Genomic DNA, 14,578 nt, shown 5'->3' with positions numbered 1-14,578 from the left:
GCGGAATAGCGCCCTTTTATGGAAGATCATTAATCCAATCTTTTGAAGAAAAGCACCCCAACACATTTGGAAAAAAAGATAACTCACTTACTTAATTAATTAAAGGTTTTTGTTTCAAATTTCTACTGGTGTAAGTATACTTAATTTGAAGTAAAATCCAAAGTATAAATAAAACCCCGCTTACAGTAAACAATGCAATAGGGAATAAATAAAACCAATTGGGGAAAAAGTGGTGAACAATGTAATAATTCCCAGCTTTGAATCCTTCAGTTACACGAAATCCCTCAGTTATTAAGTTATCTTCCTTTACTGTATTTACTGGAAACAAATATTCAGCCTCTTTTAAGTCCAAGTCGAAATATTGCACGTCATTGATTCCGTCCCTTTTAACATAAATAGCAATACTTTCAGATGTATGGAATTTTTCATTAATAGTTTGAAGAGTCTTTTCGATTTTATTAACATCAACATTGGAAGAGTCTTTAACACTCAATTGATTAACAAAGTTATCACGAACCAAACTGTACTTTAATTTTATAGAATCAGCAATATATAAACTTATTAATCCAAAAACTAAAAACAAAAGGAACACATAAAATATACCCTTCATTTCCTTGTTAAATCCAATAAAATTCACCCTCATCCCTCCAAATATTTGTTATTAAAGTTATATTCTCTTTGTCCTCATAAAACTCCTTTTCATTTGGAATAATTGTCAATTTTTTATTCCACTAAACTGCCCAATAGTGAAATAAGGTGCAAACTCCTTATTAAAGAAACGTACCAGATAGTTTAAGTGCAAGGTCTCACAAAATACTTCGTTAGTTCTATAAAGCTTTAACCCTCATTCACTTTATCTTAAATTTTCAATAGGCGTACAACTTCTCTATTTAAATAAAATGAAACATCTACTATAAAGTGCGTGTATTATCCTCGTCAATTAGCTTAAAATGAATATCAGACGAATTTCCTCCTTCAATATGGTTTGGGACATCTGATAATTCGAGTAATTCCTTCAAATGAATAGATTTTTCACGATTAGCTTCTATCGTAATACTATACGGACCAGCTAAATTCATAAGTGACTCCATTCGTACTTCGTCTTCCATAGAAAATAAATCTATAAATTCTAATTCAAATGACACAGCTTCATTACTTCGATTATGTAATACAAGATTGCATTCCCCGTTTAATAAGTCTGTACTCACAGACTCAAAATTGCACTTGCCATTACCATCGTATGAAATTGCTGTAATGCCACTTGCTAACGTTTCTTGGTACATCGTAATTAGAAGATTTGGTGAAATTGTATATACTATTACAACTATTACTATTGTTCGAAAGTGATATTTCTTCATGCCAATGACCAGTAAAATCATAGCGATTATAAACAAAACGGACCCAATTATACCAAGCAAAATATATCCATCTTGATTGGAGATTGGAAACGACATGAATACAGAACGTGCTTCTAACATTACATTATTAGGAAACGGGAAATATAAATACATACATACACCTAAAATAATAACTGAACTAATGAGTGCCACTTTACTTCTTATCATCGTATACCTTCCTCTCTTTATCATATTTGATCGCCCTTTTTTAACTAAGGTAAAATGTTACTTTTATTATAGTTTCTTCAACAAACCTGCCCGTTTAGTTTAAGTATATTCCTTCACAATCTGCATTTATTTTAACATAAATATCCAACTATCTTTGAAAAGAATATTCAACAAAATGGCCCTTATACGAAGAATGAGCGCTGATCTTTATTACAGAAAAGCGACCCTTAATGGAATGCTCATTTAGGAATTTATCAGACAGATCGGAATGCAATAATTTAACCCTTTCCTTACATTTTCTATCTAATTTAAAAAATCAGATAAATATCATTGACATTTGGATTTACAAATTGTATTATAAATATAATTCAATTTGTAAATCCAAATTATCTAAGGAAAGGTGATAATAATGGACAGAAAAAAGATGGATAAAGGCGAAATTATGGATATTAATTGGGAGCAACAAAAAGTGTTATCCAACCCTTTACGAGCAAGATTGGTAGCCTATCTTTACGAACAACCCATGACTCCTAAACAAACAGCTGATTTGTTAGGGAAAAATCCTGGAACTGTTTATTATCATATTCAACAGCTTGTTAAACACGATATTTTAGAAGTTGAAAGCATTAGCACAGAAAAAGGGATTGTAGAAAAGTATTACAGGGCCAAAGCTAGATCATTTAAGAATCCGGAGAAAGTATCTCCACCGGGACATGTTGATAGTAACACCGCAATTGTGTATTTATCTAAAAAACTTGTGGCTCAGTTAAGTGAAGAATTAGAGGAACTTTTCTTTAAATATGGCCACTTATCTCATAAAGAAAAAGATAGTGAGGAACAATCACCTTATTCAATAGAATTTCTTATTAAAGAATCTAATGAGGAGGAGAATTAATTATGAAAAAAATAAAGCCATTTATGTTGGAAAAAAACTTTTTACTTTTAATGACAGGTGTTATTGTTAATGGAATAGGAAGCGGTATTTACTTAGTTGCAGGAATGTTGCTTGTATTAAATTTGAGTGGAAGTGTTCTCTATTCTGGATTTGCAGCTTTTGCGATATCTTCAGCGGGGGCACTGTCGTTCTTAATTGCACCATTAGCTAACTACGCTAAATATAAAAATGGTTTGGTATATAGTAACCTTATAAAAGCGATCATTTTATTTACTATACCGTTATTACACTACACGATTGGATTAAATGTTTGGTATGTCATTATTTTGTTATTTATCGTCGCTTTATTTACACAATATACGTATCCAATCGAATCAACCATATTACCAATAATTGTAGGGAAAGATAATGTGGTTGAAGCGAATTCCTATTTACAAACGATTCGTGAAGCGATGGATATTGCTTTTATTGCAGGAGCAGGTATTATCATATCATTCATTGGTACTATTCCAGCTATTTCAATTACTACTATATGTCTAGTATTACTAACCATCTTGTATGCATTTTTCAATTTCCAACAACCAGATATTTCTAGAGAAAAATCTCAATCTATTGGATCTGCGGCTAATGTTTATATAATAGATCTCAAGGCGGGTTTTAACTATATTAGAAATTCATTAGTTCCTAAAATGATTTTCTCTATAGTCTTTGTTAACATTGCAATGATTATCATGACAACAAATTTACCTGCATTTTCCCTTATAAAAGGTAATGGTATAGAAGCTGCGTATGGCTTTTATTTAGCTTCTATGTCGCTTGGAATAATGATTGGTACTATTATTTCTCCAAAGCTAAAACATATCAATTTTGGAAAATTAATCATCATAACATTTATTGGCACAGGTATCATGTGGATGGGTACCGCAACTTTACCATTAGTAGCATCTATGATTTTATTCTGTACAGGTGCAATTTCTTTAGGGATACTAAACCTCCTTGTATTTTCATCCATACAAAAACAGGTAGAGACAGCGTATATAGGTAGAGTAATTACCTTGTTAACTAGTGCAGCATCTCTAGGAATGCCTTTAGGTTCTTTAATTGGTGGTGTTTTAGGTGAAGCATTTACACCAGAAATATCTGTTGTGATCTGTAGTATTTCGATGATTATCTTCAGCATTTATTGGTTAAGTAGTTCCGTTTTACGTAAACTTCCTAGTATCGATAGTGTAAATCTGTTTAGTGATCGTAAGGCTAATGCGTAATGCTACTCTCTGTCAAGTGGCGATTGGATATAATAATATCGATTTAGGTGGCTTTAGTTTATTCCATAGGGATGATGATTACAAAAGTATAAAATTTATCATATAGTACCAACCAACTATCATCCACGAAAATCATTGTCCCTAATCAAACTCATCTATAAAATTCCCTTGCCACAACTAAAATTATTCTCTTCAACAAAATGGCCCTTCGTATTAAAGGAATAATACCTCATTTATTTTTACCACGAAAGCCCCTTTGGACAAAACATATCCAAAGGGGCAAAACGATACATCTTTTTTATAAACGGTACAATTTTATTTCAAACCCACAATTAGCGGACAGGGGGACGAGTCCCAATAACTTTATTCGGATTTAACACACCTGCTGGATCTAACGCCTGCTTGATTTTCCGCATGACATCGAGTGATTGCCCATGTTCTTTTTGCTGATATTTTTGCTTACCGACCCCGACTCCATGTTCACCGGTACATGTGCCACCTCTAGCAAGGGCGTAATCAACGATGTGCTCATTTACAGCAGTTGCTTTTTCAATATCTTGCGGATCATTTACATCGACCATCAGGAGAATATGATAATTGCCGTCACCAACATGACCGACAATTCCCCCTTCAAGCCCTGATTGTTCAACGACAGTTCTAGCATCTTTTATCGCACCTGCAAGTTCAGAAATTGGTAGACAGACATCTGTTACCATCTGTTTCTTTCCTGGGTGACCGTGAATATAAGCATATGCAACATTATGGCGAGCTTCCCAAAGACGATTTCTGCCCGCAGTATCGGTTTCAAATTCTATATCCTGACAGCTTCGATCATAAACAATCTCTTTCGTGAATTCCACATCTTGGTTGAGTCCTGCTTCATTCCCATGAAACTCTAAGAATAAAGTTGGTACTTCTTTATAATTCGTGTCACTAAAAAGATTCATTTGCTTGATTGATTGCTCATCGACAAGTTCGACTCTTGCTACAGGAATACCAGCTTGTAAAATAGCAATTACCGCTTCGACTGCATCGTCAACACTAGCAAAAGAAGCTCTCGCGGCCATCACATGCTCAGGGATGCCATAAACCTTTAACGTTAATTCAGTAAAACAGCCTAATGTCCCTTCCGAACCGACGAAAAGGCCGTTCAAATGATAACCTGAGGATGATTTAGCAGCTAAATTACCTGTATGGACAATGGAACCATCGGCAAGAACAACTTCCAAATCACGAACCTGATCCCGCATGATACCATATCTAACCGCAGTCGTTCCACTGGCATTCGTTGCAGCCATCCCGCCAAGTGTAGCATCAGCTCCAGGGTCAACTGAGAAAAATAAACCATACTTTTTAAGCTCTTTGTCCAGCTGTGAACGAGTAACGCCCGGCTGTACCTTAACAAGGAAATCGTCCTCTCTTACCTCCAACACTTTATTCATTAATGAAAAGTCTAGTACGATTCCCGCATTATACGGAATGGCGTTACCCTCCAAACTTGAACCGAACCCAAACGGTACAACAGCCGTATTATACTTATTTGCTAATTTGACAACTTGACTTACTTCATCTGCACTTTCCGGAAACACAACGATTTCCGGTAAATGTGGTGTATGATAGGACTCATCCTTACTATGTTGTTCTAAAATTGTTTGATTGTTCGATACTCGGTCAGACGCTAATAATTGCTGCAGTTCTTCCAATAATTTCAAAAGTTACATCCCCTTTATTTTATGCGAATAGTCAAAAATCCTATTATTATCGTAACATAAATTTACCTTAATTAATGAATGACGATGCTTAGCCTATCATCCGCCTAAAATATTCCCCTTCAATAATTAACGAAGGAAGGAGGTTTTGAAACATGGAAACAATCGCCATAATCCCTGTTATGTCCCTAGGGTTATAAATTTGATGTAATAAATCTGGGTTTACTGTAACCGGAAAAGCCATCCGATCATGGACAAGTTCAATCGCTTTTGTCTTTAGATTCGCTTTTTGCAAATTGTATTCGTTTGACCCAACATATGGTTTCAGGCCTTTCCAGCTTTTCGACAAAAATTTCGGGTAATTTGCTAATGCACGATAATCACTTGCCGCATCATATGCATGATGTGTTTTCATAATATCCGCGAGTAGACGTTGCACATAGGAGTCTGTATCGTTCAGTTCCACTAGATGAATTTTTGGCAACCCATCTATTATTCCAGGTCTTATAAATTCACCATAATTCTGACTCCCCCGTATCGGTCGATTGCTCAAACTCTCCGCCCAGGAACAAGCTATCAATAACAATTTTGGATTGACATAATTAAAAGTGAAAATAACGCGCTTTATTTGCTCAATGGTTGGTAAATCGTATACATTACTCCAGTTTGTATTTGGCACATCAACGGATAAATTTGGGTACCTAAGCTGTCTCGCTGCTGCTTCCATCTCGTTTGTCAGCATATTGGAACGTACTTGACCCCAAGCGATCGTTAAAAACGTTTCATAAAGCGCCAACGTTCTAAAAATAAAATTAACAACGGGAACTTTTAAAACAGACTGAATATCATGGTACAGATGATTCAGATTACCTTTTGCTTCAAATTCGTAAATTTCCGGTACCCCATAATCATATGGCATAACGATCCCCCCATACCCACCCAATAGTTTAGATCCATACATTTGTATTCCTTCCTAAAATTTTTGTTCATACATATGACATTTGCCCAAAAACATTTTTTCCAGTTCCTATTTTCAGTACCTTGAATATAGTGAAATTGACTAGTAAAAAGGAGGAACACTTTTATTATGGAATCATCACGTAAGAACGATCCTAAACACCTTGCCTGGCATGAAACATTGGAAATACATGAACTTGTAGCTTTTCAATCAATTGGATTAATGAAATTAAAGAAGTCAGTAGGGGATGTGAAGGATAACATGCTTCATAACCTCTACGTCCAATGCATTAAAGATTATGAAAATAACATTAAGGAGTTATTACAATTTTATTCATTGGCACCCCGGGATGATGATGAAGAATTAGATACTCGAAATTTAGGTAATGGCTTTTACGCTGGGGATTTGTTAATTTTGTCTAAAACATCCGTAAAAACGTATGCAGCAGCAATAACTGAGACTGCTACACCGATGTTACGAGAAACATTAACCAAACATTTGCAAAAGGCAATCCAAGCGCATGCAAAAATCTTTTCTTATATGTATGATAAAGGACTCTATCCAGCGTATAATCTGGAAAAGCTACTGAAAAATGACCTAAAGAATGCTCATATGGCTTTGGAAATGCATTATAAATAGAACATGTGCTATTTAACTGCTCATTATCTGAAGGTTGAGCTGGACATTACATTCAAAGAAACACAGGAAAAGAACACGAAAACAATAAGAACGGCCCAATCATAACTAGACCGTTCTTATTGTTTTATACACTAACTTCTGCCTGTAATCCTTTTACTGCTTCGATAACCTGGTTGGACAATAATTGAAATTCGGCCATTTCCTGATCAGCTTCATCAATCTGTCCATGTTCTATTAACCGGTAAATTTCCTCCATTTTGCGATGTACATCATGATGAGATATTTCCAGTGCCTTAAACACTGCCAATGTTGCGATAGGCTGATTTTCTTGTTTCATTTGTTTCATCCATTTTCCTAAACGACAATCAGATAGATTTGTCTTTTCACGCTGCTCGGTATGATATCCAAGCAACCTGTTGTATATCCACCAATTCCATAAACGATGTTCCGTTTGGACGACACGCAAAAGCTGGCCAGAGGTTAATTCCGGAATGACGCTGATAACTTCTTTCCTAAGATCATCGACTTCCCGACTTACTTGATAAATGGAATTTCCCGTTGTATTTGTTTGGTCTTTTATTTTTTCGGTATGGTCGTGAATGGCAAAAATAAGATCGGTAATATCCTGTGTTGCCGCTGATTGTTCTTGTGCAATTGCTGCAATACTGCTCGTTGAATCACCTACTTCCTCGATTTGTTTCATCTTTTTTTCCATCATCGCAATCGCATTATTGGCTTGATCCACCTGCTTGTATAATGAAGTAGACATTTCTTCTACAGTATTGCCAACATCACCGGAATCAAATTGAATGCCCTGGATCGTCTTACTTATCTGGTTAACCGATTGTTTCGTTTGTTCCGCTAATCCGCGGACCTCATTGGCTACAACGGAAAAACCACGTCCACTATCACCAGCACGGGCCGCTTCAATCGAGGCGTTAAGTGCTAACAAATTCGTTTCATCTGCAATATTTTGAATCAACTCTACAATATTGGTAATCTCTTTCACATCGTTAATCAAATGACTGATCTTGTCTGATCATTGGGTTTTAACTTTGTCGTGAATAGCATAAAAAAATCCCCTCCTATTTTAAGTGTAGAGGGAATTTCTTCATTTAGATGTGATACAAGTCACACATCTAGTACTTTTGTTATTAAAAGTAAATTCGCTGTTTTCGGGTGGCCTTTTTCATTTTTGGTGTTGTATACCCATGATCAAAAATCCGGCCTTTTCTCATGTGACAATTTGTAAGCAACGTATCAACACCGCCATTATAATGTTTCATCGCTTTTTGAAAAACATAAGCTGCGACGCGTGCATCTTCCAATGCATGATGGTGTTCAAATGCTATTCCGTGATGTGCAGCCACTGTGTTTAGTTTGTGATTCACTAAATCTGGCCAAACTTTTCTGGAAATAGTTGCTGTACAAAGATAGTCCATTTCGGGATAACCTATCTGAAAATAGTCAAGTGTATTCCGAATTACACTCATATCAAAACTGGCATTATGCGCAATAACTAGATTACTGGCAAGGTATCTATGTAACGTCGGCCAAACTTCTGCAAATGTTGGTGCATCTGCAATATCTCCGGGTGTGATCCCATGAACGGCAATGTTAAATGAACTGAATTCAACGAGCGGATTAATTAAACTGTAAAACTCATCTACAATTTCGTATTCATTTGCCACAACGACCCCAATCGCACATGGACTATGACGTTTCGCATTTGCCGTTTCAAAATCAATGGAAGTGAATTGCATAACTTTGTTCCCCTTTTTAATGCATTAATTTTTTCGATAAACAACTCTCGTACCACATATAATATCATGCAATGCTTTCTTTTCCTCATTCCATCCGGCCATCATGTAACCGACCATTAAAGGAATTGCGGAAATAACATACGCAAATCCTCTTCCTAGCGATTTCAACAAGCTAATTTGCGTCATATCTTTGTTTAACACTTGAATTTTGCATACCATTTTCCCTGGAGAGCCACGAAACTTGCTACCAGTGAAAATGATAACAAAAATAACAAAATAAATGAGATTGGCCGCGTCTTCTGACCTAGAAGTATTTTCTAAACTATAATTGAAAAAAACGTGATCATTCACTAACAAGGCGATAATTAATCCGATTACGAGGGTAAATACCCCATCCACCATATTCGCCAAAAATCTTATCCAAAATCCTGCTGGCTTATATTGTTCCTGTTCCAAACTAAAACACCTTTCCATCTTTTGAACTTATTACCCGAGTTTATTTTAAATGAAATTGAACCCCAAATAATAAGTATTTATATCTCATTATAATTCATTTCTACCCCCGTGCAAAAAAACGCGCTCAAGTTGTACAGACATGAACGAAATTATTTATCATGTTATCTTTTATTGGCGGTATTTTATTTTTTCAAAAAAGTTATATTATTTTGTTGACATTTCGAAACAAAAGCGGTAATGTATTTATCAATAACTTAATTAAATAGTAATTTTTCTTATCCAGAGAGGTGGAGGGACTGGCCCGTTGAAACCTCAGCAACAGACATTTGTACTGTGCTAATTCCAGAAGCGTAATGCTTGAAGATAAGAAGAGCAGCTACTACGGCGTGAAACCCTCTTCTTATTTAAAGAAGGGGGTTTTTATTATGGTTGTTTTCTAAAAGATTGGGACTGCGATTACTCGCCTCATCGAAAACATTTGTTGTTTGTTACACAATAGATATAAAATGCGACGTAACTGCTGAGATCTTTTCTATAAGTACGTGCATTTCCCGCCGTCCGGGATCGCTCCGGGTGGATGCTTTCCGCGGGCACGGCTTCGTATTCTGCCTCCGCTGATGACCATTTTCTGATTAAAAGTGGTTTTAGCCCATGATATCAGTGATTTGTGAAGTTCTTTCCAGTTGATCAATTCTAGCGGAGAAAAGGTCTTCATCAAGGCATGAAGACACGAAGGAAGCCGGAAGTCTCGGAAAAGTGTCTTCATCAAGGAGGCTCAAGCAGCCGCCCCCAAAAAGCGGAGTGTACGGGGAAAGAAAACTACAAAATCAACATAGTATAGTTACGTCGCATTTTATATCAACTACGAAATTTTAAAAGCAACAAACTTTACGAAAAGAGCTTTTACTTTTTGAACACGTAGTAAAAGCCTACCACAAACCAAAAAGAGGAGGAAAATGAATGAAGCGTAGTTTAGAAGAACGACTCAAAGAAGGAACAGTAATTGCTGGTGAGGGATATTTATTTGAATTGGAACGAAGGGGATATTTGCAAGCCGGATCCTTTGTCCCTGAGGTGGCTTTAGATAATCCTCAGGCCCTTAAACAAGCGTACAGGGATTATATGAATGCCGGATCAGATGTTGTGTTGGCTTTTACATATAATGCACATAGAGAAAAAATGCGCATTATTGGAAAAGAGGATTTATTAGAGCCATTAAATAGAAATGCTATCCGCTTAGCTAAAGAGGTTGCAAGTGAGCATCCGAAAGAAGAAGCACTAGTAGCTGGAAATATTTCAAACACGAATATCTTTGATCCGGACGACCCTGAATCGAAGGCAAAAGTTAGAGATATATTTGCTGAAATGGTTAAGTGGTGCAAGGAAGAAGGAGTCGATTTCATTAACGGGGAGACTTTTTATTACCATGAGGAAGCACTCATCGCATTAGAGGAGATCCTTAAACAAGAACTTCCAGCAGTCATCACCCTAGGACTAATGGGAGAAAATATATTAAGAGACGGCTATACTGTCGATGAGTCATGTAAAGTTCTCTCTGAAAAAGGCGCCCTGGTCGTTGGCATGAATTGTTTCCGTGGTCCCAATACGATGCAACCATATCTTGCTGAAATAAGAAAGAATGTAGATGGTTATGTTGGTGGCTTGCCGATCCCATACCGTACAACAGAAGAAAACCCAACTTTCTTTAACTTGCCTGATGGAGGATGCAGCTGTCATTTGCCTTTGGAGACCACCTTTCCAACCGCATTAGATCCACTATATCATAACCGTTATGAATTGGCGGAATGGGCTAAAGAGGCAAAAGATATTGGTATAAATTATATTGGCTTGTGTTGTGGTGCATCACCAGCAATGTTGCGAGCAGTGGCAGAAGCAGTAGGTGTGGAAACAGTTAATTCAACATACTCACCCAATATGGAGAAACATTTCCTATTTGGAAAAGACGAAACATTGAAGCAGCATAATTTGAACTATCGGTTAAAAGCCTGATTGCACATATATCCAAATCTCCAAAATATAACAAATGAGGTGATCTTTTGGCAAACGAATTAGTCAAAGCAATACAATTATTAAAGGAAAAACAATGGGTAGATTTGACACATGCTTTTGGTCCAGATTCACCTCACTTTTCAGCATTTGAAGCAGCAAAATTCGAAACACTATTTGATCATGATGATGGTTTTTTCGCACAAAGCTTCACATTTCCTGGACAGTATGGTACACATCTGGATGCACCGATTCACTTTGTCCGCAATACAAGGTACTTAGATGAATTACATTTAAAGGAATTCGTTTTACCACTAGTTGTTATTGATAAATCCAAGGAAGCTGCTGAAAACAATGATTTTACATTAACGGTTGATGATATTTTAACATTTGAAGAAGAGTATGGAAAAATAGAGCCTAATACCTTTGTTGCATTACGTACAGATTGGAGCAAGCGCTGGCCTGATCAAGAGGCATTCGACAATAAAGATGCTGATGGTAATAACCATGCACCCGGATGGTCCCTGGAAGCTTTGAAATTCCTATATGAAGAACGAAAGATAAAAGCGGTTGGTCATGAAACATTTGATACTGATGCAGCTGTTGACTTCCAAAAAAATGGTGCTCTTTTGGCGGAATACTATGTGCTTGACCAAGACACCTATCAAGTTGAGTTATTAACCAATTTAGATAAAGTACCTGCAAAAGGTTCCGTTATCATTAATATTGTACCAAAGGCAAAAAAAGCATCGGGGTTTCCAGTACGATCATTTGCAATACTTCCATAGCTTAGCGTTAAATAAAAAATAACCAAATTGTTGCATTACTAAAATAAAAAAGAAAGAAGGAATTTACATGTCTATTACATTAACAAAAGCTCCGTTCAGAGCAGATCAAGTTGGAAGTCTATTACGTCCAGAGAAACTACATGAGGCAAGAAAGGAATTCAAAGAAGGGAAAATTACTGCAGAACAATTACGCAAGGTCGAAACGCAAGAGATCAAACGAATTGTTGACAAGCAAATCGAAATTGGGCTAGAAGCAGTAACCGATGGCGAGTTTAGACGTACATGGTTCCACTTAGATTTCTTAGAACATTTACATGGAATAGAAGGGTATGTGCCTGAACACGGATACAAATTTGAAGGGTTGGAAACAGAAAAATACGATGTACGAAATATAGGAAAAGTTTCCTTCAATCCAGACCATCCATTTATCCAGGACTTCATTGAATTAAATGAAATTGTTGATGGTCGTGCTATTACAAAGATAGCCATCCCAAGTCCGAACCAATTATTTAACAGTGGCATTCATAATCCGGCAATTTATCCGGATATTGAAGAATACGCAAACGATATTATTCAAACATATCAAGATGCATTAAAAGCCTTTTATGATGCAGGAGCACGCTATATACAATTAGATGATGTTTACATTGCCGGACTCTCTTCACCTGAAATTCCATTCAATGATGGGAAATATTCAAGAGACTATCTAATTGATCTAGCTTTACGTGTAGCAAATGGTGTTTTAGAAAACAAACCAGAGGATTTAGTTGTAACAACACACTTATGTCGAGGAAACTACCAATCTACCTGGGCATTTGAAGGAAGCTACGACTTGATCGCACCAACATTATTAGCAAAAGAAAAAGTAGATGGATTCTTCCTGGAATATGATGATGAACGGTCAGGTGATTTCAAACCATTGGAATATATTCCGAATGGTGGAGCGCACGTCATCTTAGGCGTTGTAACATCGAAAAACGGAGAATTAGAAGACAAAGAAGCAATTAAGGCACGTGTTAAAGAAGCATCACAATATGTGCCGCTTGAACAATTAGGTTTAAGTACACAATGTGGCTTTGCATCAACACATCACGGGAATAAACTTACAGAAGAAGAACAGTGGAATAAACTAAAATTTATCGTTGATGTGGCGAAGGAAATTTGGGGATAAATACAAACTTTCATCCCTCTAAAAATACTTATTGTTTCGCAAGTGGTTCCGTTTGATTTTGGGAGGAGCAGAAACGGCGAGACTCCTGCGGCAAAACGAGTGAGCCGAGACCCGCAACGGTTTTTGTGAGGAGGCTTAGGCACTCGTCCGCGGAAAGCGAGTCGTTTCTCTTCCTCCCTTTATCCTTTTTCCATAACGGACCCTTATTCTCATTAGAGGTTTCTTGACCGAAATAATTATAAGACGTTGTTAAGTTGGTTTTTTAATTCAAAATCACTTCTTATCGAGGTTCAACTACTTTATTTTCCAGTTCCCCGATCTTCTCTATTTTCAGCGAAACCTTATCTCCGTCCTGTAAAAATTGTGGTGGATCCATCGCAAAACCTACTCCATTTGGCGTACCAGTTAAGATAATATCTCCTGGTTTCAATGTTATTAGATCAGAAATAAATTCGATCAAGTAAGGAACATCAAAAATAAAATGTCTCGTATTTGAATCTTGGCGTTTTTCCCCGTTCACATACGAACAAATAGATAAATTGCTCGGATCTCCAATTTCATCTCTTGTAACTACCCACGGTCCAACAGGTGTGCTGCGATCCAGTGTTTTTCCCTGAAGCCATTGAGGTGTTCTTTTCTGCAAATCACGTGCGGAAATATCATTGCCAATTGAATATCCGGCAATATAGTCAAGTGCATTCGCTTTATTCACGTGTGATGCTTCTTTTCCAATGATCACCGCTAATTCCGCTTCATAATCCAGCTTATTGGTGGATGGAGATTTTTCAATAACTTCTTCTGGTCCAATTAAGGCATTGCTGAATTTCGCAAACAGCACTGGATAATCAGGGATATCACTTTTCATCTCTACAGCATGTTCTGCATAGTTTTTGCCAACGCAAATTATTTTGGAAGGTGTTGGCATTGGTGTACTTAAACTTACTTCCGCTTTTTCAAACATATAGTTCTCATTGGTATGATGAACAATATAATTGTAGGCCTCCTTTGCTCGTTCTATTGCACGTTCCCCCATCGAGAAAAATGTGTTTGGATCGGCAGGAAGAAGACATTCAATCGTGTGAATGGAATCCTTATCTTGTTTGGAAATCAGTAAAGCACGATAACATTCCTGCAAATCAGCTACCTTCTCATCAATCACACAACCAATTCGATATGTACCAGGTTGATTTTTAAATTTATAGCTTACCAGTTTCATATTTAGCCACCCCGTAGAAAAATTTTTTTAAAATGGAATTAAGATGTAAGCATTTTGCACACGCTAACACTTCTCAACATTTAAAACTATTTTAGCACTTTATACGCTATTCTGAAAATCCATTAGCTCTTCTTAGTTTTTGGAGC

14 protein-coding genes and 1 riboswitch are annotated in these 14,578 nt (G+C 36.7%); of the genes, 6 read left to right on the top strand and 8 right to left on the bottom strand.

Going from position 1 to position 14,578, the window contains the following annotated elements; all coding sequences use genetic code 11:
- Positions 1-91: 91 nt before the first annotated feature.
- Both ACW2QC_RS19500 and ACW2QC_RS19495 read right to left on the bottom strand, forming a co-directional pair.
- Entirely contained in the window at positions 92-637 is a 546-nt protein-coding gene (locus tag ACW2QC_RS19500; RefSeq protein ID WP_457545598.1) for a hypothetical protein, read from the bottom strand.
- Between the two features lie 274 nt (positions 638-911).
- Positions 912-1,565: a hypothetical protein gene (locus ACW2QC_RS19495; RefSeq protein WP_457545597.1), complete on the bottom strand. Its 654-nt coding sequence runs from the start codon at positions 1,563-1,565 to the stop codon at positions 912-914.
- A gap of 409 nt (positions 1,566-1,974) precedes the next feature.
- On the opposite strand from ACW2QC_RS19495, the gene ACW2QC_RS19490 reads away from it, so the two are divergent.
- Both ACW2QC_RS19490 and ACW2QC_RS19485 read left to right on the top strand, forming a co-directional pair.
- Positions 1,975-2,460 carry an ArsR/SmtB family transcription factor gene (locus ACW2QC_RS19490; protein ID WP_457545596.1) on the top strand — a complete coding sequence of 162 codons (486 nt, stop codon included), beginning with the start codon at positions 1,975-1,977 and terminating at the stop codon, positions 2,458-2,460.
- A gap of 2 nt (positions 2,461-2,462) precedes the next feature.
- Positions 2,463-3,725, top strand: coding sequence for an MFS transporter (locus ACW2QC_RS19485; RefSeq protein WP_457545595.1), 1,263 nt, complete (start codon positions 2,463-2,465; stop codon positions 3,723-3,725).
- Positions 3,726-4,057: 332 nt separating this feature from the next.
- Here the strand turns inward: ACW2QC_RS19485 and ACW2QC_RS19480 are convergent, their stop codons facing one another.
- On the bottom strand, positions 4,058-5,437 hold the full coding sequence (locus tag ACW2QC_RS19480; protein WP_457545594.1) for an FAD-binding oxidoreductase: 1,380 nt from the start codon (positions 5,435-5,437) through the stop codon (positions 4,058-4,060).
- 88 nt (positions 5,438-5,525) lie between these two features.
- On the bottom strand, positions 5,526-6,395 hold the full coding sequence (locus ACW2QC_RS19475) for a halocarboxylic acid dehydrogenase DehI family protein (RefSeq protein WP_457545593.1): 870 nt from the start codon (positions 6,393-6,395) through the stop codon (positions 5,526-5,528).
- Between the two features lie 126 nt (positions 6,396-6,521).
- On the opposite strand from ACW2QC_RS19475, the gene ACW2QC_RS19470 reads away from it, so the two are divergent.
- Entirely contained in the window at positions 6,522-7,031 is a 510-nt protein-coding gene (locus ACW2QC_RS19470) for a spore coat protein (protein ID WP_457545592.1), read from the top strand.
- Positions 7,032-7,155: 124 nt separating this feature from the next.
- Here ACW2QC_RS19470 and ACW2QC_RS19465 read toward each other — a convergent pair whose 3' ends face one another.
- The 3 genes from ACW2QC_RS19465 to ACW2QC_RS19455 all read right to left on the bottom strand — a co-directional run bounded on the left by ACW2QC_RS19465 (position 7,156) and on the right by ACW2QC_RS19455 (position 9,250).
- Positions 7,156-8,052: a methyl-accepting chemotaxis protein gene (locus tag ACW2QC_RS19465; RefSeq protein ID WP_457545591.1), complete on the bottom strand. Its 897-nt coding sequence runs from the start codon at positions 8,050-8,052 to the stop codon at positions 7,156-7,158.
- Positions 8,053-8,185: 133 nt separating this feature from the next.
- A complete protein-coding gene (locus ACW2QC_RS19460; protein WP_457545590.1) occupies positions 8,186-8,794 on the bottom strand; it encodes a 3'-5' exonuclease in 609 nt (202 codons plus the stop codon).
- A gap of 24 nt (positions 8,795-8,818) precedes the next feature.
- Positions 8,819-9,250, bottom strand: coding sequence for an RDD family protein (locus ACW2QC_RS19455; RefSeq protein WP_457545589.1), 432 nt, complete (start codon positions 9,248-9,250; stop codon positions 8,819-8,821).
- Positions 9,251-9,522: 272 nt separating this feature from the next.
- A riboswitch (SAM riboswitch) is annotated at positions 9,523-9,620 on the top strand.
- A gap of 590 nt (positions 9,621-10,210) precedes the next feature.
- On the opposite strand from ACW2QC_RS19455, the gene ACW2QC_RS19450 reads away from it, so the two are divergent.
- From ACW2QC_RS19450 to ACW2QC_RS19440, 3 genes are all read left to right on the top strand, one after another.
- A complete protein-coding gene (locus tag ACW2QC_RS19450) occupies positions 10,211-11,260 on the top strand; it encodes a homocysteine S-methyltransferase family protein (RefSeq protein WP_457545588.1) in 1,050 nt (349 codons plus the stop codon).
- Positions 11,261-11,307: 47 nt separating this feature from the next.
- Positions 11,308-12,045, top strand: a complete 738-nt coding sequence (locus ACW2QC_RS19445) for a cyclase family protein (RefSeq protein WP_457545587.1) — start codon at positions 11,308-11,310, stop codon at positions 12,043-12,045.
- A gap of 67 nt (positions 12,046-12,112) precedes the next feature.
- Complete coding sequence (locus ACW2QC_RS19440) at positions 12,113-13,216, top strand: 5-methyltetrahydropteroyltriglutamate--homocysteine S-methyltransferase (RefSeq protein ID WP_457545586.1); 1,104 nt, start codon at positions 12,113-12,115, stop codon at positions 13,214-13,216.
- Between the two features lie 280 nt (positions 13,217-13,496).
- Here the strand turns inward: ACW2QC_RS19440 and ACW2QC_RS19435 are convergent, their stop codons facing one another.
- Positions 13,497-14,432, bottom strand: a complete 936-nt coding sequence (locus tag ACW2QC_RS19435; RefSeq protein WP_457545585.1) for a fumarylacetoacetate hydrolase family protein — start codon at positions 14,430-14,432, stop codon at positions 13,497-13,499.
- Positions 14,433-14,578 lie beyond the last annotated feature (146 nt).

The organism is Virgibacillus sp. FSP13, assembly GCF_054048505.1.
Note: the sequence above shows the minus strand (reverse complement) of the source record. Positions and strands in the feature narration are given on the sequence as shown.